General features: G+C 69.0%; 21 protein-coding genes. 13 read left to right on the top strand and 8 right to left on the bottom strand.

What is annotated here, in order from left to right:
- The first annotated feature begins 25 nt into the window (after nt 1-25).
- Together ACZ5SK_RS33635 and ACZ5SK_RS33640 are read left to right on the top strand one after the other, a co-directional pair.
- Nucleotides 26-547, top strand: a complete 522-nt coding sequence (locus tag ACZ5SK_RS33635) for a SigE family RNA polymerase sigma factor (RefSeq protein WP_334577501.1) — start codon at nt 26-28, stop codon at nt 545-547.
- The gene (locus ACZ5SK_RS33640; RefSeq protein WP_334577500.1) at nt 544-1,041 is read left to right on the top strand and encodes a hypothetical protein; all 498 of its coding nucleotides are present in this window, start codon (nt 544-546) and stop codon (nt 1,039-1,041) included. The genes ACZ5SK_RS33635 and ACZ5SK_RS33640 overlap by 4 nt, the downstream gene beginning before the upstream one ends.
- Before the next feature lie 73 nt (nt 1,042-1,114).
- Here ACZ5SK_RS33640 and ACZ5SK_RS33645 read toward each other — a convergent pair whose 3' ends face one another.
- On the bottom strand, nt 1,115-2,782 hold the full coding sequence (locus ACZ5SK_RS33645) for a fumarate hydratase (protein ID WP_334577499.1): 1,668 nt from the start codon (nt 2,780-2,782) through the stop codon (nt 1,115-1,117).
- A 177-nt stretch (nt 2,783-2,959) separates the two neighbouring features.
- Here ACZ5SK_RS33645 and ACZ5SK_RS33650 point away from each other — a divergent pair, with 177 nt between their 5' ends.
- Both ACZ5SK_RS33650 and ACZ5SK_RS33655 read left to right on the top strand, forming a co-directional pair.
- On the top strand, nt 2,960-3,646 hold the full coding sequence (locus ACZ5SK_RS33650; RefSeq protein ID WP_079659993.1) for a DUF1707 SHOCT-like domain-containing protein: 687 nt from the start codon (nt 2,960-2,962) through the stop codon (nt 3,644-3,646).
- Between the two features lie 130 nt (nt 3,647-3,776).
- On the top strand, nt 3,777-4,154 hold the full coding sequence (locus tag ACZ5SK_RS33655; protein ID WP_334577498.1) for a WhiB family transcriptional regulator: 378 nt from the start codon (nt 3,777-3,779) through the stop codon (nt 4,152-4,154).
- An 88-nt stretch (nt 4,155-4,242) separates the two neighbouring features.
- On the opposite strand, the gene glpX is transcribed toward ACZ5SK_RS33655, so the two are convergent.
- Nucleotides 4,243-5,277 (bottom strand): class II fructose-bisphosphatase, encoded by a 1,035-nt coding sequence (gene glpX / locus ACZ5SK_RS33660; protein WP_079659991.1) that lies wholly within the window; start codon nt 5,275-5,277, stop codon nt 4,243-4,245.
- A gap of 131 nt (nt 5,278-5,408) precedes the next feature.
- On the opposite strand from glpX, the gene ACZ5SK_RS33665 reads away from it, so the two are divergent.
- Entirely contained in the window at nt 5,409-5,933 is a 525-nt protein-coding gene (locus tag ACZ5SK_RS33665) for a DUF4245 domain-containing protein (protein WP_334577497.1), read from the top strand.
- Nucleotides 5,934-6,010: 77 nt separating this feature from the next.
- Here the strand turns inward: ACZ5SK_RS33665 and ACZ5SK_RS33670 are convergent, their stop codons facing one another.
- The 3 genes from ACZ5SK_RS33670 to xseA form a co-directional block, all read right to left on the bottom strand.
- On the bottom strand, nt 6,011-6,601 hold the full coding sequence (locus ACZ5SK_RS33670; RefSeq protein ID WP_334577496.1) for a malonic semialdehyde reductase: 591 nt from the start codon (nt 6,599-6,601) through the stop codon (nt 6,011-6,013).
- A gap of 178 nt (nt 6,602-6,779) precedes the next feature.
- Nucleotides 6,780-7,004 carry an exodeoxyribonuclease VII small subunit gene (locus ACZ5SK_RS33675; RefSeq protein ID WP_079659988.1) on the bottom strand — a complete coding sequence of 75 codons (225 nt, stop codon included), beginning with the start codon at nt 7,002-7,004 and terminating at the stop codon, nt 6,780-6,782.
- A 63-nt stretch (nt 7,005-7,067) separates the two neighbouring features.
- Nucleotides 7,068-8,282, bottom strand: a complete 1,215-nt coding sequence (xseA, locus tag ACZ5SK_RS33680) for an exodeoxyribonuclease VII large subunit (RefSeq protein WP_334577495.1) — start codon at nt 8,280-8,282, stop codon at nt 7,068-7,070.
- Between the two features lie 100 nt (nt 8,283-8,382).
- Here xseA and ACZ5SK_RS33685 point away from each other — a divergent pair, with 100 nt between their 5' ends.
- Both ACZ5SK_RS33685 and ppgK read left to right on the top strand, forming a co-directional pair.
- A complete protein-coding gene (locus tag ACZ5SK_RS33685) occupies nt 8,383-9,411 on the top strand; it encodes a 4-hydroxy-3-methylbut-2-enyl diphosphate reductase (protein ID WP_334577494.1) in 1,029 nt (342 codons plus the stop codon).
- 29 nt (nt 9,412-9,440) lie between these two features.
- The gene (gene ppgK, locus ACZ5SK_RS33690) at nt 9,441-10,187 is read left to right on the top strand and encodes a polyphosphate--glucose phosphotransferase (protein WP_334577493.1); all 747 of its coding nucleotides are present in this window, start codon (nt 9,441-9,443) and stop codon (nt 10,185-10,187) included.
- A 434-nt stretch (nt 10,188-10,621) separates the two neighbouring features.
- On the opposite strand, the gene ACZ5SK_RS33695 is transcribed toward ppgK, so the two are convergent.
- Nucleotides 10,622-11,218: a DUF6542 domain-containing protein gene (locus ACZ5SK_RS33695; RefSeq protein WP_468576803.1), complete on the bottom strand. Its 597-nt coding sequence runs from the start codon at nt 11,216-11,218 to the stop codon at nt 10,622-10,624.
- A gap of 395 nt (nt 11,219-11,613) precedes the next feature.
- On the opposite strand from ACZ5SK_RS33695, the gene ychF reads away from it, so the two are divergent.
- A complete protein-coding gene (ychF, locus tag ACZ5SK_RS33700; protein ID WP_468576805.1) occupies nt 11,614-12,702 on the top strand; it encodes a redox-regulated ATPase YchF in 1,089 nt (362 codons plus the stop codon).
- Nucleotides 12,703-13,040: 338 nt separating this feature from the next.
- Nucleotides 13,041-13,514: a hypothetical protein gene (locus ACZ5SK_RS33705; protein WP_468576806.1), complete on the top strand. Its 474-nt coding sequence runs from the start codon at nt 13,041-13,043 to the stop codon at nt 13,512-13,514.
- A gap of 76 nt (nt 13,515-13,590) precedes the next feature.
- Here ACZ5SK_RS33705 and ACZ5SK_RS33710 read toward each other — a convergent pair whose 3' ends face one another.
- Nucleotides 13,591-14,358 (bottom strand): helix-turn-helix transcriptional regulator, encoded by a 768-nt coding sequence (locus ACZ5SK_RS33710; protein ID WP_457495403.1) that lies wholly within the window; start codon nt 14,356-14,358, stop codon nt 13,591-13,593.
- A gap of 406 nt (nt 14,359-14,764) precedes the next feature.
- Between ACZ5SK_RS33710 and ACZ5SK_RS33715 the strand changes: the two genes are divergently transcribed.
- Nucleotides 14,765-15,958, top strand: coding sequence for a MalY/PatB family protein (locus ACZ5SK_RS33715; protein WP_334577488.1), 1,194 nt, complete (start codon nt 14,765-14,767; stop codon nt 15,956-15,958).
- 37 nt (nt 15,959-15,995) lie between these two features.
- The gene (locus tag ACZ5SK_RS33720; RefSeq protein WP_361701297.1) at nt 15,996-17,030 is read left to right on the top strand and encodes a molybdopterin-dependent oxidoreductase; all 1,035 of its coding nucleotides are present in this window, start codon (nt 15,996-15,998) and stop codon (nt 17,028-17,030) included.
- A gap of 11 nt (nt 17,031-17,041) precedes the next feature.
- Here ACZ5SK_RS33720 and ACZ5SK_RS33725 read toward each other — a convergent pair whose 3' ends face one another.
- The gene (locus ACZ5SK_RS33725) at nt 17,042-17,806 is read right to left on the bottom strand and encodes a TrmB family transcriptional regulator (protein WP_361701299.1); all 765 of its coding nucleotides are present in this window, start codon (nt 17,804-17,806) and stop codon (nt 17,042-17,044) included.
- Nucleotides 17,807-18,402: 596 nt separating this feature from the next.
- Between ACZ5SK_RS33725 and ACZ5SK_RS33730 the strand changes: the two genes are divergently transcribed.
- Both ACZ5SK_RS33730 and ACZ5SK_RS33735 read left to right on the top strand, forming a co-directional pair.
- A complete protein-coding gene (locus tag ACZ5SK_RS33730) occupies nt 18,403-19,416 on the top strand; it encodes a carbon-nitrogen hydrolase family protein (RefSeq protein WP_334577485.1) in 1,014 nt (337 codons plus the stop codon).
- A 103-nt stretch (nt 19,417-19,519) separates the two neighbouring features.
- The gene (locus ACZ5SK_RS33735; RefSeq protein ID WP_334577484.1) at nt 19,520-20,407 is read left to right on the top strand and encodes a helix-turn-helix transcriptional regulator; all 888 of its coding nucleotides are present in this window, start codon (nt 19,520-19,522) and stop codon (nt 20,405-20,407) included.
- Nucleotides 20,408-20,419 lie beyond the last annotated feature (12 nt).

The raw sequence follows: 20,419 nt of genomic DNA on the forward strand, positions 1-20,419 counted from the left end.
AGGGGTGACAGGAAGGGAGGAGCGTGTGGAGACGGACTTCCAGGAATTCGTGACCGCCCGCTCGGCCGCGTTGTTCAGGGGCGCCCTCGTCCTCACGGGAAACCGTGAGGCGGCGGAGGACCTGGCCCAGGAGACCCTGGAGAAGGCCTGCCGCAAGTGGCGCACCATCGCAGCGAAGGACGCTCCGGACGCCTACGTCCGGCGGATCATGGTGAACCTCGCCAACGACCGCTGGCGCAGGTTCCGCCGCCTGACCACGACTCCCCACCCCGAAGGCGGCGACCTCGCCGCCCCGGGCGACGAGTACGGGCAGGTCGACAGCAGGGACCAGTTGGTGCGCGCACTGCAGCAACTGCCCATGCGGATGCGGACGGTGGTGGTGCTGCGATACTTCCACGATCTCTCGGACGCCGAGATCTCGGCCGACCTCGGCATCTCGCCGAGCACGGTCCGGTCCCAGCTCGCCCGGGGCATCGAGAAGCTCAGAGGCCAGTTCCCCGCACTCTCCGCCCCTTCACCATCGCGGCACCCGGAAGGAGTCCGATGACCTCGTACGGCGACGCACGGCCTCCCGGCCGCACGCCTTTCGAAGAGGAACTGATGACCGCCATGAACCGTTTCGCGGACTCCGCCGAGACCCCCGCCTTCGACGCCCCGCAGATCGAGCGCCGCACCCGCCGCAGGCGGACCGTCGGCATCGCCGCCGTCGCCGCAGCCCTCATCGCGGCGGGCGGCGGCACCGCCCTGGCCACCTCGGCGGCGGGCGGCGGGAGTTCGACGACCCCGGCGACCAGCACGGCCGCCAAGAGCGACGCCACGACCATGCTCTACGGCGAGAACCCGACCATCCCGATCGACTTCGCGGGCATGGACCTGGTGCTCGCCAAGCCGCTCCTCGAGAAGACCCAGACGAAGCTCGGCACCGTCACCAAGAAGGCCGTCAAGGGCTGCAAGCCGGGCTCGGTGATCGGGGTGTCCCCGCACGCCCCGACGATCGTCCACAACGGCGACACGGTCAGCTTCACCCTCTGCGCCGGCTGATCGGGTCCTGACCTGGAACGACGCCCGCCCCTGCGTCAATCAGGGGCGGGCGTCCGTCACAGGATCGCACGCGTCACGCCAGACCCGGCCCCCGCACCGGAATCGTCGTGAACGTCGGCGCGGGCGCCGGGTCCTTGAAGAAGTCGTTGCCCTTGTCGTCCACGACGACGAACGCCGGGAAGTCCTCGACCTCGATCTTCCAGACGGCCTCCATGCCGAGCTCCTCGTACTCGACGACCTCGACCTTCTTGATGCAGTCCTGGGCGAGGCGGGCGGCGGGGCCGCCGATGGAGCCGAGATAGAAGCCGCCGTGCGTGCCGCAGGCGTCCGTAACCTGCTGGGAGCGGTTGCCCTTGGCGAGCATCACCTTGGAGCCGCCCGCCGCCTGGAACTGCTCGACGTAGGAGTCCATCCGGCCGGCCGTCGTCGGCCCGAAGGAACCGGAGGCGTAGCCCTCGGGGGTCTTTGCCGGACCCGCGTAGTACACCGGGTGGTCCTTCAGGTACTGCGGCATCTCCTCGCCCGCGTCCAGCCGCTCCTTGATCTTGGCGTGCGCGATGTCACGGGCCACGACCAGCGGACCGGAGAGGGAGAGCCGGGTCTTCACCGGGTACTTCGTCAGCTCGGCGAGGATGTCGTCCATCGGCTGGTTCAGGTCGATCTTCACGACGTCCCCGGCCTCGTCGAGGTGCTCGTCCGTCGTGTCCGGCAGGAAGCGCGCCGGGTCCGTCTCCAACTGCTCCAGGAAGACGCCCTCGGCGGTGATCTTCGCGACGGCCTGCCGGTCCGCGGAGCAGGACACGGCGATGGCGACCGGGCAGGACGCGCCGTGCCGCGGGAGGCGCACCACGCGCACGTCGTGGCAGAAGTACTTGCCGCCGAACTGCGCGCCGATCCCGATCTTCTGCGTCAGCTCGAAGACCTTCTCCTCCAGCTCCTTGTCGCGGAAGCCGTGCCCGAGCGGCGAACCCTCGGCCGGGATCTCGTCCAGGTAGTGCGCGGAGGCGTACTTCGCGGTCTTCAGCGCGTACTCGGCGGACGTGCCGCCGACGACGATCGCCAGGTGGTACGGCGGGCAGGCGGCCGTGCCCAGCGAACGGATCTTCTCCTCCAGGAACTTCATCATGGAGGCCTCGTTCAGGACGGCCTTCGTCTCCTGGTAGAGGAACGACTTGTTGGCGGAGCCGCCGCCCTTGGCCATGAACAGGAACTTGTACGCGCCGCCGTCGGTGGCGTACAGCTCGATCTGCGCCGGGAGGTTGGAGCCGGTGTTCTTCTCGTCCCACATGGTCAGCGGGGCCATCTGCGAGTAGCGCAGGTTGAGGTTCAGGTACGCGTCGTAGATGCCGCGGGAGAGGGCCTTCTCGTCCTCACCTTCGGTGAGGACGTTCTGCCCGCGCTTGCCCATGACGATCGCCGTGCCGGTGTCCTGGCACATGGGGAGCACTCCGGCGGCCGCGATGTTCGCGTTCTTCAGCAGGTCCAGCGCGACGAACTTGTCGTTGCCGGAGGCCTCCGGGTCGTCGATGATCCGCCGCAGCTGGGCCAGGTGCGCGGGCCGCAGATAGTGCTGGATGTCGTGGATGGCCTCCTCGGCGAGCTTGCGCAGCGCCTCCGGCTCCACCTTGAGGAACGTCCGCCCGTCGGCCTCGAAGGTGGAGACACCCTCGGAGGTCACCAGCCGGTAGGGGGTGGTGTCCTCTCCCATGGGGAGCAGATCGGTGTACGCGAACTCAGGCATCTCGCCCATTCCTCACTCGACAGACGGCGCCCGCCTCCGTTGGCGGGCGCTCACCAGCGTAGAACCTGCCGCTGACGCCGAGCCTGTGAGGTAAGGCTCAGTTCGGCGCCGGTCCGATGCCCCTCTCGGGGGTCGACAGGGGTATCGCGATCTATCGTGTGTGGGTACCCTGCTGTCGTGGACCTTCAGAAGCAGACCGCCGCACCCACGCCGGCCGCCGAGTTGCGCGCCTCCGACGCCGACCGTGACCGTATCGCCGACATGCTCCGCGAGGCCCTCGCGGAGGGCCGGCTGACCGCCGACGAGCACGCCGAGCGCGTCGAGGGCGTACTGGCCGCCAAGACGGTCGGCGAACTGGAGGCGTTCGTCCGGGACCTGCCCGCCGCGCACGAGCGCCGCGCGGCCCCCGCCTCCGCCCCCAGCCGGCCCACCGCCGGCGCGATACCCGCCGACCCCGACGACAACGTGGTCGCGGTCTTCAGCAGCGCCGTCCGCAGGGGCCGTTGGCGCGCGGGCCGCCGTATCCACGCGTACGCCGTCTTCGGCACCGTCGAGATCGACCTCACCGAGGCGCTCTTCGAGTACCAGCAGGTCGTGATCAAGGCGATCTCGGTCTTCGGCAACATCGAGGTCCGCGTCCCGGAGAACGTCTCGCTGCGCGGCACCGGCGGCGCGGTGCTCGGCAACTTCGAGGTGGACGCGCTCGATTCGCCCCAGTCCGACGCGCCCGTGGTCTACGTCGACGGGTGGGCGGTGCTGGGCAACATCGAAGGCCGACCGAAGCGGGGCAAGCTCGTCGCGGACATTCTCGATCGGGTTCAGCACAAGGTCGACAAGAGTTTGCGCAAACACCTGGACCGTTGACGGTCGTGAACGCGCCATCCCCGACAGCGGCGGATCCGGCGGTCGTGAACCCTGTGCATAGGCGCGCGCACAGCGGGTAGGCCTTGCTGCATCGTCTCTCGCTCGCGAAGCCGTCGTCAGGAGTAGACCCGTGCTGCAACCGCCGCATTCGTCCCTGCAGGTCGCCGCTGCCCCGGCCCAGCGGGAACCAGCGCGCGACAGGGACCAAGACGCTCCCTGGCATACCGAGGCGGTGTGCCGACGCGACGAGGCGGGCCTGTTCTTCGCCCCCTCCAAGGAGCCCACAGCCGCCCGGCTCTCCCGCGAGGAAGCCGCGAAGCGGGTCTGTGCGCGCTGCCCCGTCATGGTGGAGTGTCGCGAACACGCCCTCCTGCAACCCGAGCCCTACGGCGTCTGGGGCGGCCTCACCGCCGCCGAACGCCGCGTGGTCCTCGCCCGACGCCGCCGCCGCGACGTGGAACTGAAGAAGGCGGCCCGAGCGGCGGGCCGCATAGCGCAGGCAGGCTAGAGCCCCTGGAGAAGCGAGGGGCGCCCCCTCCGCACCGGGGGCGCCCTGCTTCTTTGCTGTCGGCTTTCGGTTTTTCAGTGGCGCGGGGTCACTTGGCCCGATCGAAGTCCACGGCGCTGTAGGCGCGCAGCTTGCTCAGCCGGTGCTCGGAGTCGATCCGCCGCACCGTCCCGGACTTCGACCGCATCACGATCGAGTCCGTGGTCGCGGTCTCCGACCGGTACCGAACCCCCCGCAGCAGCTCCCCGTCGGTGATCCCGGTGGCGACGAAGAACACGTTCTCCCCCGTAACCAGATCCTCGGTGGTCAGCACCCGGTCGAGATCGTGCCCGGCGTCGATCGCCCGCGCACGCTCCTCGTCGTCCTTGGGCCACAGCTTGCCCTGGATGACACCGCCCAGGCACTTGACCGCGCAGGCCGAGATGATGCCCTCGGGGGTGCCGCCGATGCCGAGCAGCAGGTCGATGCCGGTGCCCTCGCGCAGGGCCAGGATCGAGCCGGCGACGTCACCGTCGGAGATCAGCTTGATGCGCGCACCGGTCTCCCGGATCTCCTTGATGATGCCCTCGTGCCGCGGCCGGTCCAGGATGACGACGGTGACGTCCTCCGGGGTGGCCCGCTTGGCCTTGGCGACCCGGCGGATGTTGACCTCGACGGGCGCGTTGATGTCGACGAACTCGGCGGCCTCCGGGCCGGTGACGAGCTTGTCCATGTAGAACACGGCGGACGGGTCGAACATCGCGCCGCGCTCGGTGGCCGCGAGGACGGCGATCGCGTTCGGCATGCCCTTCGCCGTCAGCGTGGTGCCGTCGATCGGGTCGACCGCGATGTCGACCTCGGGCCCGGTCCCGTCACCGACGCGCTCGCCGTTGAAGAGCATCGGGGCCTCGTCCTTCTCGCCCTCGCCGATGACGACCACGCCGTTCATCGACACGGTGGAGACGAGGGTCCGCATGGCGCGCACCGCGGCGCCGTCGGCGCCGTTCTTGTCGCCGCGCCCCACCCAGCGACCCGCGGCCATGGCGGCGGCTTCGGTCACCCGGACGAGTTCCAGGGCGAGGTTGCGGTCGGGGGCCTCGGAGGGGACGTCCAGTTCGGACGGCAAGTGATGATGCTCGGTCATCGGAGCGCACCTTTCTGACTGATACGACGACGGCCGGATGAGGGTTCGATCCTCGACTCTATCGTCAGTCCGACAAAATGAGCAGGGGACCCCACGGATGAGCGCGCCGGGCGCCTGCGACGATAGAGGGCGTGGCAGGTTCGAACGGCAAGCAGAAGACGGCCCGGGACATGATCCTTTCCCTGGGGCTGATCATGATCGCGGCGTGGGTCATATACCTCTTCATTCCCCATGATGACCGCGCTCCCGACGTCAAGCGGGTCGACTACCGCGTCGAACTCCTCACGGCGCGTCGCGCGGCGTCGTACCCGGTGGCCGCGCCCGAGGGCCTGCCCGACACCTGGAAGGCGACCTCGGTGCGCTTCCAGGGCGCCGACTTCGACGCCTGGCACCTCGGTTTCCACGCCCCCGACGGGGAGTACGTGACGATCGAGCAGTCCACTCAGAAGCGCGCGCAGTTCATCGACGAGGCCAGCCAGGGCTCGACCGCGACCAAGGTCACCGAGCAGATCGGCGGCCGCGCCTGGACCCGCTACACCGGCGGCCGCTACGACGCGCTAGTCCTCCAGGACGCCGGCGGCTCGACGACGGTCGTCGCCGGCACGGGGTCCTTCGAGCAGCTGTCGACGATGGCCGCGGCGCTGAAGCTGGCGTGAGCGCCCCCGACGCATGAAGAGGCCCCCGCGCGCGCCGGGGGCCTCTTCATGCGTCACTGGACCGTGTGTCACCGGTCTCAGACGGTGGTGACGACCTCGTCGTACGCCAGGCGCGGGGAACGCGGGAACCAGGCGTCGTCGCCCGGCTTGCCGATGTTGACGACGACCAGCGGGGTGTGGTCGTCGTCCAGGAACTCCTTCTGGACGCCCGCGAAGTCCACGCCGGTCATCGGGCCGGCGGCGAGACCGGCGGCGCGGACGCCGATGATGAAGTAGGCGACCTGCAGCGCGGCGTTCAGCGAGGCGGCGCCCTCACGGGCCGGGCGCTCGCTGAAGAAGAGGTCCTTGGCCTGCGGGAAGTGCGGGAGCAAGGTCGGCAGCTCCTCGTGGAACTCGTTGTCCGCGGAGAGGATCGCGACCAGCGGGGCGGCGGCGGTCTTGGGCTGGTTGCCCTCGGCCATGTGCTTCACCAGGCGCTCGCGGGCCTCGGCGGAGCGGACCAGGGTGATGCGCAGCGGGCTCTGGTTGAACGCCGTCGGGCCGTACTTGACGAGGTCGTAGATCGCCTGGACCTGCTCGTCGGTCACCGGCTCGTCGGTGAAGGTGTTCGCGGTGCGGGCCTCGCGGAACAGCAGGTCCTGGGCGGCGGCGTCAAGAACGAGAGACATGCGTGAACTTCCTTGGGGAGGCGTCCGGATCCGGTCCGGATCCAGTACCGGACCGTGGTCCGGATCGGCTGACGTCTCCGAAGGTACGGCAGAGATGTTCAAGGTTCAACAAAAGGCGGGGTGAGGTGATCCGCTTCACATCCACCGCCCCGTAGGCCGGCCGGCCCGGTCGGGCGGGTCACTTCTCGTCCGGGGACTCCTCCTCCTCGGCCAGCGCCGCGTCGAGCCGCGCCCGCGCACCCTCCAGCCAGCGCCGGCACACCTTGGCCAGCTCCTCGCCGCGCTCCCAGAGGGCGAGGGACTCCTCCAGCGTCGTGCCCCCCGCCTCCAGACGCCGTACGACATCGATCAGCTCGTCCCGGGCCTGCTCGTACCCGAGCGCCTCGTCCGTCCTGCTCGTCATGCACCCATTCCCAGTCGTAGTTTCCCGGCTGCCGCTGTCCGGCCGTCGGTTACTGGCCGTCGGTCACTGGCCGTCGACCCGGCTCACGGTGAACTCGCCCTCGGCCACCCGCGCGCGCAGCACCTCGGCCGCCGCCACCTCGCCCGGATCCCGGACCACGTGCCCGTCCGCCTTCTGCAGCACCGCGTACCCCCGCCGCAGCGTCGCGGCCGGTGACAGGCCCACCACGCGCGCGTGGGTGTGCGTCAGCTCGGAGTCGGCGCGGTCCAGGAGGTGGCCGAGCGTGCGCCGGGTGCGGTCCACGAGCGAGGCGACCTGGTCGGCCCGCTCGTCGACCATCCGGTGCGGATCCTGTATGACGGGCCGCGCGAGCGCCTGCGCCAGCCCGCGCTCCTCCCGCTCCACGAACGCCTCCGCGCACCGCCGCGCCCGCCCGCGCAGCATCCGCACCCGCTCCAGTTCCTCGCCGACATCCGGTACGACCTTCTTCGCGGCGTCGGTCGGCGTCGAGGCGCGCAGGTCGGCCACATGGTCCAGGAGCGGGTTGTCCGGCTCGTGCCCGATCGCCGAGACGACCGGCGTGCGGCAGGCCGCGACGGTCCGCACCAGCTGCTCGTCCGAGAAGGGCAGCAGGTCCTCGACGCTGCCGCCCCCGCGCGCCACGATGATCACGTCCACGTCGTCGAGCGCGTCGAGCTCCTTGACGGCCTGGACGACCTGCGTCACCGCGTGCACACCCTGGACGGCGACGTTGCGCACCTCGAAGCGGACCGCGGGCCAGCGGTGCCGGGCGTTCTCCAGGACGTCCCGCTCGGCGGCGGAGGCCCGCCCGCACACCAGCCCGACGAGCTGCGGCAGGAAGGGCAGCGGCTTCTTCCGCGCCGGGGCGAAGAGGCCCTCCGCTGCCAGCGACTTCTTCAACTGCTCCAGCCGCGCCAGCAGCTCCCCGACCCCCACCGGCCGTATCTCCACGGCCCGCAGCGACAACTGCCCCCGCGGCGCGTACCACTCGGGCTTCGCGTGGACGACGACCCGCGCGCCCTCACCGACGACGTCCGCGACCGCGTCGAAGACCTGCCGGTAGCAGGTCACGCTCACGGAGATGTCGTGCGACGGATCCCGCAGCGTCAAAAACACGACGCCCGCACCCGGGCGCCGCGACAACTGGGTGATCTGCCCCTCGACCCACACCGCGCCGAGCCGCTCGATCCAGCTCCCGATGAGCCGCGACACCTCACCGACGGGCAGCGGGGCGTCCGCGGACGTGTTCACAGCCATGCGCCCGAGAGTAACGGCCACGACTGACAACGCAGTGGACGCCAACCCTTCACCCCTCGGGGATCTTCGACCCCCGGGAGGCGGCCTTACGATGGGACGCATGACTGCTTCGCCTGGCCGCCGCCGTGTCCTGCTCGCCGCTCCCCGGGGCTACTGCGCGGGCGTCGACCGTGCCGTGATCGCCGTCGAGAAGGCCCTGGAGCAGTACGGGGCCCCGGTCTACGTCCGCCACGAGATCGTCCACAACAAGTACGTCGTGCAGACCCTGGAGAACAAGGGCGCCATCTTCGTCGAGCGGACCGAGGAGGTTCCGCCGGGCAACATCGTCATGTTCTCCGCGCACGGCGTCGCCCCCGTCGTCCACGAAGAGGCAGCGCGCGGGCGCCTCGCCACCATCGACGCGACCTGCCCGCTCGTCACCAAGGTCCACAAGGAAGCCGTCCGCTTCGCCAGCGAGGACTACGACATCCTCCTGATCGGGCACGAGGGCCATGAGGAGGTCATCGGCACCTCCGGCGAGGCCCCCGAGCACATCCAGCTCGTCGACGGCCCCGAGGACGTCGCCAAGGTCGAGGTCCGCGACCCGTCGAAGATCGTGTGGCTCTCCCAGACCACCCTCTCCGTCGACGAGACCATGGAGACCGTCGACGCCCTGAAGGAGAAGTTCCCGCAGCTCGTCTCGCCGCCCAGCGACGACATCTGCTACGCCACGCAGAACCGTCAGCTCGCGGTGAAGCAGATGGGCGCGGAGGCCGAGCTGGTCATCGTGGTCGGCTCGCGCAACTCCTCCAACTCCAAGCGGCTCGTCGAGGTCGCCAAGCTCGCCGGCTCCCGCGAGGCCTTCCTCGTGGACTTCGCGAGCGAGATCGACGAGGCCTGGCTGGAGGGTGTGACGACGGTGGGCGTCACCTCCGGCGCCTCCGTCCCGGAGGTCCTCGTCGAGGAGGTCCTGGGCTGGCTCGCCGAGCGCGGGTACGGGGACGTCGAACTCGTCAAGGCGGCCGAGGAGCACATCACGTTCTCGCTGCCCAAGGAACTCCGCAGGGACCTGCGCGAGGAGGCGGCGGCGCTGGTCGCGGAGCGCGGCGGCAGCGGTGCCGAGGGCTCCTCGGGACCCGTGGCCGAGTGACTGTCAGTCGGTCGTCGTAACGTAGGGCCATGCAGATCTTCGGCGTGGACATCGGTGGATCCGGGATCAAGGGCGCCCCTGTGGACCTGGACATGGGCGACCTGGCTCAGGAGCGCCTGAAAGTGCTCACCCCGCATCCGGCGACGCCCGAGGGCGTGGCCGACGGGGTCAAGGAGGTTGTGGAGCACTTCGGCTGGACCGGCCCCGTCGGTCTGACCTTCCCCGGGGTGGTCACCGGCGGCTCCACGATCCGTACGGCGGCCAACGTCGACAAGAGCTGGATCGACACGGACGCGCGCGCGTTGTTCAGCGGGCGGCTGGGCGGCCTGCCGGTGACGGTGGTCAACGACGCGGACGCGGCGGGCGTCGCCGAAATGGCGTTCGGCGCGGGCCGTGACCGCAGCGGCACGGTGATCCTTTTGACGTTCGGCACGGGCATCGGCAGTGCCGTCTTCGCCGACGGCGTGCTCGTCCCCAACACCGAGCTCGGCCACCTGGAGCTGCACGGGCACGACGCCGAGAAGCGCGCCTCCAGCAAGGCCAAGGAGGACGGCGAGCTGACCTGGGAGCACTGGGCCCGCCGCGTCACGAAGTACCTCGCCCACGTCGAAATGCTCTTCTCGCCCGAGCTGTTCATCATCGGCGGCGGCGTCAGCCGCAAGTCGGAGAAGTTCCTGCACCTCATCGAGGGCATCAAGGCGGAGATCGTCCCGGCGCAGCTGCAGAACAACGCGGGAATCGTCGGAGCGGCGATGCGGGCGGCGAAGGGCAACTGACTCCGCCCCGGAGGCCCCGCGGCCGGGCTCCGGAGGCCCCGCGGACGAGTCCCGGTCCTCCGCGGACGAGCTCCGGGCCTCCGCGGCTGAGCCCCCGTCGGCCCTGCGGCCGAGCCCCGGACCTCTGCGGACGAGCCTCGGACCTCTGCGGACGAGCTCCGGAGGCCCTGAGGCCGAGCTCCGGACCTCCGCGGACGAGCCTCGGACCTCTGCGGACGAGCTCCGGAGGCCCTGAGGCCGAGCTCCGGACCTCCGCGGACGAGCCCCGGAGGCCCTGAGGCCGAGCCCCGGACCTCTGCGGACGAGCCTCGGACCTCTGCGGACGAGCTTCGGACCTGCGTGACCGAACTCCGGGCTCTGCGGCGGAGCTCCGGGCCTCCGCGGCCGAGCCCCGCAGGCCAAGTGACCGGGCCGGAGGCCCTGCGGCCGGTCGGCTAGCGGCGGTTCGCGGGGTGGCGGCGGGCCGCCGCTCGGCGCAGTCCGCGGGTCAGGATGGTCAGGGCGGTCAGGAGCGTCCCGCCGTACAGCCAGCCGACCTGGGTGGCAAGGGCCGTCACCAGCCCCATCAGCCGCTCCTCGGTCCCGTTTCCGCCCCCGGCCACGGGCAGGAGCCCCAGGGCGAAGGCGATGGGCGCGATCACGGGCGCGGACAGCAGGTCGGCCGCGCGCACCCAGAGGGCGGTCAGCAGGCACACGGGCAGGAACAGCACGCCGTACACCGTCAGTGAGGCCCCGAACAGCAGCTGGTCCAGCAACCCCACCACGACCATCGACGCCCCACCGAACAGCCCCGCGCCCAGCCCGGTGAGCCGGGGATTCCGCATCCGCCGCCCCGACCCCCGCTCCCCGCAGCCGGCCAGGCCGGTCCGGCCGGTCAGCGAGGCCCGGCCGGCCAGCGAGGCCCGGCGGGCCAGCGAGGCCCGGCGGGTCAGTGCGGGCCGGTCGGTTCCTGCGGTCCGATCGGTCCGTGCTGTCCGTGCGGCTCGGTCGGTCCGTGCGGGCCGGTCGGCTCCTGCGGCTCGGTCGGCCACGTCGGTCCGGTCGGTTCGTGCGGCTCGGTTGGCCGGGTCGGGCCGGTTGGTTCGTGCGGGCCGGTCGGTTCGTGTGGGGTCCGCGGGGCGTGGGGCTCTGCGGCTTCCTTCCCGGCCCGCCTGGGGTGGAAGGGGCGGCGGCGGGTCGTGTCGCACAGCTCGGTTCGGGGGGCGTGTCCTGTGATGGTCCACTGGACCAACTTAGGTCGGTTTATGTGCCGAATCAGGTGTCGGACACGCCGTGGGGCGGAGCTTGGCCACGCGTTCGACAGGCCCGCGGGGGCGGCCTCGCGCACGCCGTAAACTGGGGCATCGGCCGGCCCCCTGGCCCGCCCCCCGGCCCTCTCACCACGGGAACCGGCCCACTGGCCCTTCTGACTACGGGAAGTCGCAACGTGTCGCTCACGATCGGAATCGTCGGTCTGCCGAATGTCGGCAAGTCGACCCTGTTCAACGCCCTGACCAAGAACGACGTGCTGGCGGCCAACTACCCGTTCGCCACGATCGAGCCCAACGTGGGCGTCGTCGGCGTCCCCGACGAGCGCCTCACCAAGCTCGCCGAGATCTTCTCCTCGCAGCGGATCCTCCCGGCGACCGTCGACTTCGTCGACATCGCGGGCATCGTGAAGGGCGCCTCGGAGGGCGAGGGCCTGGGCAACAAGTTCCTCGCGAACATCCGTGAGTCCGACGCGATCTGCCAGGTCATCCGCGCCTTCAAGGACGAGAACGTCGTCCACGTCGACGGCAAGGTCTCGCCCAAGGACGACATCGAGACGATCAACACCGAGCTGATCCTCGCGGACCTCCAGACGATTGAGAAGGTCCTGCCGCGCCTGCAGAAGGAGTCGCGGATCAAGAAGGACGTCGTGGCGAAGGTCGCTGCCGTCGAGGCGGCGAAGGAGATCCTGGAGAAGGGCGACACGCTCTTCTCGCAGGGCATCGTCCAGGGCTCCGGCAACGAGGAGCTCCTGCACGACCTGCACCTGCTGACGACGAAGCCCTTCCTCTACGTCTTCAACGTCGACGAGGACGAGCTGACCGACGAGGCGTTCAAGGCCGAGCAGAGCGCCCTGGTCGCCCCCGCCGAGGCGATCTTCCTCAACGCCAAGCTGGAGGCGGACCTCGCCGAGCTGGACGAGGAGGACGCGATGGAGCTCCTGGAGTCCGTCGGCGCCGAGGAGCCCGGCCTCGCGACCCTCGCGCGCGTGGGCTTCAACACCCTCGGCCTGCAGACGTACCTCACGGCCGGCCCCAAGGAATCCCGCGCCTGGACCATCAAGAAGGGCGCCACCGCCCCCGAGGCCGCCGGTGTCATCCACACCGACTTCCAGAAGGGCTTCATCAAGGCGGAGGTCATCTCCTTTGCCGACCTGGTCGAGACCGGCTCGGTCGCCGAGGCCCGCGCGAAGGGCAAGGCCCGCATGGAGGGCAAGGATTACGTCATGCAGGACGGTGACGTGGTGGAGTTCCGCTTCAATGTGTAGCGGGTGACAAACCACCACGTCGCTGATCTGGCAAACATAAAGGTCAGAAGGGGTCTGGCTCTCCGGGGCCAGACCCCTTCATTTTAGGATGTGAGCGCCCGTTTTGGGGCGTGTACTGTCCAGAGCCTGGTCTGCGGCCGAGAGTTGCCCCGTGGACCGTGTTCGCCTCCGCTCACGTGGCGGGGGGTGATGGCGTTCCGTGACTGTGCGGGTGGACGGAGATCACCTGGCCCGCCTTGTCCGTAGTCCGCGCGCCGGCCTGACGGCGCCTTCACGGAGAACAGGGCAAGGGGCGGTTCGCGGCATTCGGTATCGGTGATGTCGTCGAATGGTGCACGGTGTATGAGGACGACCCTGCGATCGAGACGAGGATCCGCGCCGAGCGTCAGAACCTACGCCGCTTCGAGATCACCACCGCTCCGGCCGAGAGAGAAACCGGCACCACGGTCTCCGTTGAAGGACCGGCCACAACTCGTCGTCATCGAATGGCGTCGCCAGGTCGACCGGGCTTGTATCTGTGCGATGAGGCCGGTATGGCACTGCACGACATTAAGTCAGGAATTCAGGCGCCGGGATTCGACTTCACCGCATATCTCAAGTGGGACGGATTCCGAGGGCATGACGTGCTGCTCGCCGAATCCGGCCTTGAGCCCATGAGTACGGTTGTTACGGCGGCAAAAGAGAAACTACGAGAGCACTTCAGGCGTCGTAGTGCGGGCAAGAGCAGGTCGATCATCAGGGAGTGGGTATCGGCGGGAAGCTACCCGTACACCGACGCATCGCCCTCCGCCACTGAGAAAGCAGAGCGGTAGGTCTTCGACATCGTCGCCTTCAGTGCGTCAAAAGTGATTAACGGTCCCAGGTGGTGTCCGGCGCAGCATCCGGCCGTCACGGAGCCGGATCTCCTTCGGCCGGAGGTGCGCTCAACTCGTTCAGGTAGTTGTAGATGGTGAAGCGGCTGACCCCGAGTGCAGCGGCCGCAGTTTCTGGAGCCTGCTTGACCAGGAAGAATCCGCGCCGCTCCAGTTCTGCGACCACCTGAAGTTTGTGCTCCTTCCGCATCTCCTCGACCGGGATTCCCACCTCGGTCACGGCTGCTTCGACCAACAGGTCACAGAGTTCCTCAACGCTGCGAGGGAAGGACTCCCCTTGACGGGCGGCGGTTGTCTCCGGCTGTCCCTGGGCGGGCAACGGCGGGGACGGCATGGACGGCACGGATGTTCCGTCGTGTCCGAGCACGAAGCGATCCATGACGGACCTGAGTGCGACCCAGGCGGAAACGTCGGTGTTCAGGCAGAGAGCCGCTGCGGGGCGGCCCTCGTCATCCGTGTAGACGATCGTCGTGCTCTGCAGGATGCGTCCGTCCGGAAGCTGGGAGCGGTAGCCGATCTCGTGACGCAGGTCGCCGGCTGCGACGCGTTCGAGCAGCTTGTCCGTGGGAGGGTCTCCGACGCGCCGACCGGTGACGTGGCCCGCGATCGCACGGACGGTGTGCGGAATGCGGCGCAGGTCGTGGAGCACTACTTCTGTGGGCTGGAGCACCGCCGCCTGAAGTGGTGCGACGAGGAGTTCGAGAACGCGGTTGACCGACTCCGCGTCCATCCCCGCCAAGGCCGCGGCCGACGGAAGCATCGAGCTGGGCGATGCCGCTTCCATAGGTCCCACCGTCCTCTGCCCCTCGACGGGAACAGGCATCTACTTCAAATCCCTGTTGAAAACAGTGCGCCAGTCCCCCTCTGGAGTCAACTCCCCGTTGTGTACGAAGTGACGAAGAGCACCTGGACATCCCGCAACCAGGCCGAGCTACAGGCCCCGCGATATCAACAAACCGTGTACCCCTTGCCAGAATCGTCACGTTCTTGCAATTGTGTGTTGAGATGCTTACAGGCGTCCACGAACCCCGAGCTCACACCCCCTCGTCACGCCATGGAGGTCTCTCATGGATCAGCCGACCTCGGCACCGTCGCTGCGTCGAGAGCGAGAGGGCGGTCCCTTGTCGATCGAGACGCCCGCTAACCCGCTTGAGGAGCTTTCGCTCACGCAGCTCCGGCAACGCAAGAGCATGAAGTGGCGTACGTTCCCGGCGGACGTTCTGCCCTTGTGGGTGGCGGAGATGGATGTCCGGCTCGCGCCGGTGATCGCCGACGCGCTGCGAGGAGCCATCGACTCCGGTGACACCGGATACCCCTTCGGGACCGAGTTCGCCGAGGCGCTGGCCGGCTTCGCCTCCCGGCGCTGGAAGTGGGACGGGGCCGTCGTCGACCGCACCGCGGTGATCCCTGATGTGATGATGGGGGCGGTCCAGGTACTGCGGTTGATCACCCATCCCGGCGACCCGGTGGTCGTCAACTCTCCCGTGTACGCGCCCTTCTACGCCTTCATCGCCCACAACGACCGCCGGGTCGTCGAGGCTCCGCTCGGACCGGATCTCCGGATCGGACTGGAGACCCTTGAGGAGACGTTCCGGAGCACACGGAAACAGAACGCCAAGGGCAGGATCGCCTACCTCCTCAGCAACCCTCACAACCCGACCGGCACGGTTCACACCTTCGAGGAGCTCTCCGCCGTGGCGGAGTTGGCCCGCCGTTACGAAGTCCGTGTCGTCGCCGACGAGATCCACGCCCCGCTGGTGATGTCGGGCGCGCAGTTCACGCCCTACCTGAGTGTGCCGGGAGCCGAGGACGCCTTCTCACTCATGTCCGCGACCAAAGGATGGAATCTCGCCGGCATCAAGGCAGCACTCGCCATAGCGGGGCCAGACGCAGTCACCGATCTGCGCCGAATGCCGACGGAGGTCCATCTCGGCGCCAGCTATCTGGGCGTCATCGCCCACACGGCGGCCTACCGCCACGGCGACGCGTGGCTCGACGCGCTGCTGGCAGGCCTCGACACGAACCGGGCCTTTCTCGGTGAGCTCATCGCCGAACACCTCCCCGGAGTCGGATATGCCTGGCCGGAGGGCACCCACCTGGCCTGGCTCGACTGCCGGTCCCTCGGTGTCCACGCGGAAGGAAACACCACCGGTCTCCCGGCCGTCACCGACCAGGACGGCCCCGCGCAGCTGTTCTTCGAGCACGCCAAGGTGGCCCTGTCCTCCGGCCACATCTTCGGCACCGGAGGGACCGGGCACGTCCGCCTGAACTTCGCCACGTCCCAGTCCGTCCTCACCGAGGCGATCACCCGCATGGGACGCGCCGCCGCGCTCCACGCGAGCCCGCCCGACAAGCTCCTGGCCACACGGCACACGCTGCTTTGAAAGACCGGGAAACCAAGTAGGAACGAGCGCCCGCGCCATGCCCACCTTCCCCCGTGACGACGCCCCGGATCGCCCCCACGACGCACCGATGCTCCACAAGGGCTTCGGCCTCGACCAGAGGTTGCGGCCGCAGGACATGACGTCCTTCCTCACACCGGAAGCCGACCTCTTCTCCGTCTGGCATCTGGGCATACCCGACGTCGGCGACGACACGTGGTCGCTCACGATCGGCGGAGCCGTCACCCGTCAAGTAGCGCTGTCCCTGGACGATTTGAGGGCCCTGCCGCAGACGGAGATCACCTCGGTGCACGAGTGCGCGGGCAGTCCTCTTGCTCCGGCGATCCCCCAGCGCCGGATGGGGAACGTCCGCTGGGGCGGCGTCCGGCTCAGCGAGCTGCTGGACCTCGCCGGAACGGAGGAAGGGGCGGCGTACGTCATCTCCACCGGCCTCGACCACGGCGTGTACGACTCCACGTACCACGCACGCTACGAAAAGGATCTCCCCCTGGCCAGGGCGCTCGACGGAACCACCCTCGTCGCCCTGTCCGTGAACGGAGTGGCGCTGCCCGTGCGGCGCGGAGGGCCGGTCCGCCTCGTGGTGCCCGGCTACTACGGCACCAACTCGACCAAGTGGCTCACGTCTCTCATGGTGTCGGACCGTCGCAGCACCGGCGCCTTCACGACCAGGTACTACATGGACCCGCCCGCAGACGGCTCGTCCGAGGCCACGCCGGTATGGGAACTGGCGCCCAACTCGTGCGTCGTCGCCCCTCTCGACGGGGAGGTCCACGTCGGCACACCCGTCGAGATCTGGGGCTGGGCCTGGGCGTCGGAGCCCGTCGCCTCCGTCGACGTGAGCATCGACGGAGGTCAGACATGGGCACCGGCCTATGTCACATCCCGTACTGGACACGCCTGGCAGAAGTTCACGCTCAGTTGGACGCCCACCTCGGTCGGCGAGTACCTCCTTGCGTGCCGCGCGACGACGCTCTCGGGAGCGACGCAGCCCCTCACTTCGCGTCGCAACCGCGTCCACCAGCGCGTCGTCTTCGTCGGGCAGAAGCGGCCATGAGTGCCGTCGCCTCAGTCCTCCTGTGACGGGGCGCTCACGTTCCAGAGGACTTCGAACAGGCTCGCCTGGGTGTGTGCGTATTCCCTGCTGTCGATCATCATGGCGAAGCCCTCCTGGCGGGACGACATCACCGCCACCGCGTTCTCGCCGATGATCGTCGTCATGGTGAAGACATAGCTTTGCGGCGCGTAGCGGACGACCCGCAGGTCGGTTGTGCTCGTCGGCCAGCGTCGCGGGATATCCCGCTCCGCCGAGCGGACGACGTGGAGGGTGAGCCCCTGTTCACGCCTGGCTGCGACGTACTCGGCGAGGGCATCTTCGCCAGGGACAACGAACAGATCCTTCATCGAGAAGATGCCGCGAATCGGCGATGTCCAGGTGAGCGTCTCGAAAAGTGCCTCGCGGATCCCGCCGGCACCCTCCAGGTAACGGACTCTGGGCCTGGTCCGAGCCGTCGACTGCATGGCCCGGAGCTGCGGCACCAGATCGTCGAGCAGGGCGCGCCGCCGCTCCACTTCTTCGAACAGCCTCGACGGGTCGGCCGCAACGAGTTCACTGCGACTGCGGTCTTCACGACGGCCGTCCTGGCCGAATTCCACGGACTCCAGGAATCCGCGATCCACCAGCCGCTTCGCCAGGTCATAGCCGCTCGTGCGGCTCACGTGCGCATGATGAGCCGCCCTGGCGACCGTGGTCCGCCCCAAGGAGAGCACAGCGACGTAGAACCGCGCCTCGCGCTGGTCCAGCCCGAGTTGGGCGAGCTGTTGCCACAGCATCACACCTCCTGCCCCATACTGTCGACGAATCTCGACAGCATGGTCTTATCGGAACGTTACCTCGTCGGAGCCGCGACCTCGTATGTGGCCTCCTACTGTTGCATCAAGGGGTCGATAGAGCGGCTTCTCAGCTCAGCCAGGAGCGCTCCACCATGTCGATGGATTCCGACACCATCGGCGTCATCGGCGTCATCGGCGTCTGTGACACGTCCTCGCGGGAGTCTGGTGCAGGGCGGGTGCCCTCACCCGGACCTGCGCGACATGATCTCCGCGTTCCTCACCGACATGTCGGGGGCGCCTCCGTTGTCGCAATGGCACCGACGATCAACTCCTCCGCCGCCCGATCGGCTCGATCGGGCCGGGCATCCGATGCGTCCTCGCAGGCCGCCGCATCGTCGGCGGTGGCCGCCCGAGCTGCGGAGGCGGCCCGACCGACGGCGAGCGCAGCTCATGACTCCTCGTCGATGCCGAGCGACCCGGTTCGCGATCCACGCCCCGAGCGGATGTCGACACATCTCAGCGGGGCCCGCCGAGGCCGGACGGAACCCGCACCGCATCGGCCTTCCCTGTATCAACGGCAGAAACGGACACACGGCATGTCAACCCCCCGCACAGTCGCGGCGGCTCACCTCGCGCCCGTCTTCCTCGACGCGTCGGCGACCACGGCGAAGGCGGTGGACGCGATCGCGGAGGCCGCCCGCTCGGGCGCCGAGCTCGTCGCGTTCCCCGAGGCCTACATCCCCGGATTCCCGGTCTGGGCCGCTCTGCGTGCCCCGATCCACAACCATGATCTCTTCAAGGCGTACGTCACTGCCTCGGTCTACATCGACGGCCCCGAGATACAGGCGCTCCGGCAGGCAGCACGAACGAACGGCATCACCGTCTCGGTGGGCATCAGCGAGCGCAGCCGCGCAAGCGTCGGCAGCATCTGGAACACCAACGTCGTCATCGGCCCGGACGGCTCGATCGTCAACCACCACCGCAAGATCGTCCCGACCTTCTACGAAAAGCTCGTCTGGACCCCCGGCGACGGCCACGGCCTCACGGTGGACGACACACAGGTCGGCCGACTCGGCATGTTGATCTGCGGCGAGAACACCAACCCCCTCGCCCGGTACACGCTCATGGCGCAGGCCGAGCAGGTCCACGTCTCCACGTACCCACCGCTGTGGCCCACCCGTGACCCCGCTGGGGGCGGGAAGCCGTACGACCTCGAGGCCGCCATCCGTGTCCGCGCCGGCGCGCATTCCTTCGAGGCGAAGGCGTTCAACGTCGTCGTCTCGTCCGTGCTCGACGACACCACCCGTAGCGGGCTCGCAAAGCTCGGCGCGGAGGCGTTGCGGGTGCTCGAAGAAACCGCCCGTGGGGTCTCGCTCGTGATCGACCCGTTCGCCGAGGTGATCAGCGACGTGCTCCGCGACGACGAGGGACTGCTCGTCCAGCAGATCGATCTCGACGCCTGCATCGAACCCAAGCAGTTCCACGACGTGGCCGGCTACTACAACCGGTTCGACATCTTCGACCTGCGGGTCAACCGAAGGCGTGTGGAACCCATCTCCTTCCTCCCCGACGCGCCGGCGAGCTCCTCACAGCAACACAGCGCCTCGTGATCTGCGACTCCGCGCTACTGGAAGGGGCTGGCGTGGGGGTTACCGCTGTGAGGGGTAATGACAGGGTCTCTCAGCCCGTGAGCGGCGAACCTACCCTGGCCTCATGGACAACCGCGCCGAAATCAGTGCGTTTCTGAAGTCTCGCCGTGACAAGATCACGCCCGAGCAGGCCGGTCTGCCCGTATACGGCCAACGCCGGGTGGCTGGGCTCCGTAGGAACGAGGTCGCGACGCTCGCGGGCGTCAGCGTCGAGTACTACACGCGTCTGGAGCGCGGCAATCTCAGCGGTGTCTCCGACAGCGTCCTGGACGCGCTGGCCCAGGCTCTGCGGCTCGACGACACGGAGCGCACGCACTTGTACGACCTGGCCCGAGCGGCGAACACGACGCCCGCCCGGGTGCGGCGCCGGACTGTCCGGCCGGCTGTGCGGCCCAGCGTGCAGCGCATCGTTGACGGCATGCCGGGCATGCCGGCGTTCGTGAAGAACCACCGGTTCGACATGCTGGTCGCCAATCCGCTCGGTCGGGCACTGTTCTCGGAGATGTACGCCGATCCGGTCTGCGGGGCGAACACCTTGCGGTTCGCGTTTCTCAGCCCCGCGGCCCGGCGGTTCTTCGTCGACTGGGAACGCATCGCCAGGGGTGCTGTGGGCGCGCTGCGGGTCGAGGTGGGCAAGAACCCGTACGACCGCGAGTTGTCGAACCTGATCGGTGAGCTGTCGACCCGCAGCGACGCCTTCCGTGTGATGTGGGGCGCCCACGACGTACACGTCTTCCATGACGGGACGAAACGCTTCAGGCATCCGGTCGTCGGCGAGCTGGAGCTCGACTTCGAATCGATGAACCTGCCGGACGGCTCGGGGCTGGTCGTGGCGCTGTACAACGCGGCCCCCGGCTCCGCGGCCGAGGACGCCCTGAAACTGCTGGCGAGCTGGTCCGCCACGGCCGAGGCCGCGGATGTGCGGGCCGCCGAGGCGGACTCCGAGAACTGAACCGACCTCCAC

The organism is Streptomyces sp. NPDC031474, assembly GCF_055581185.1.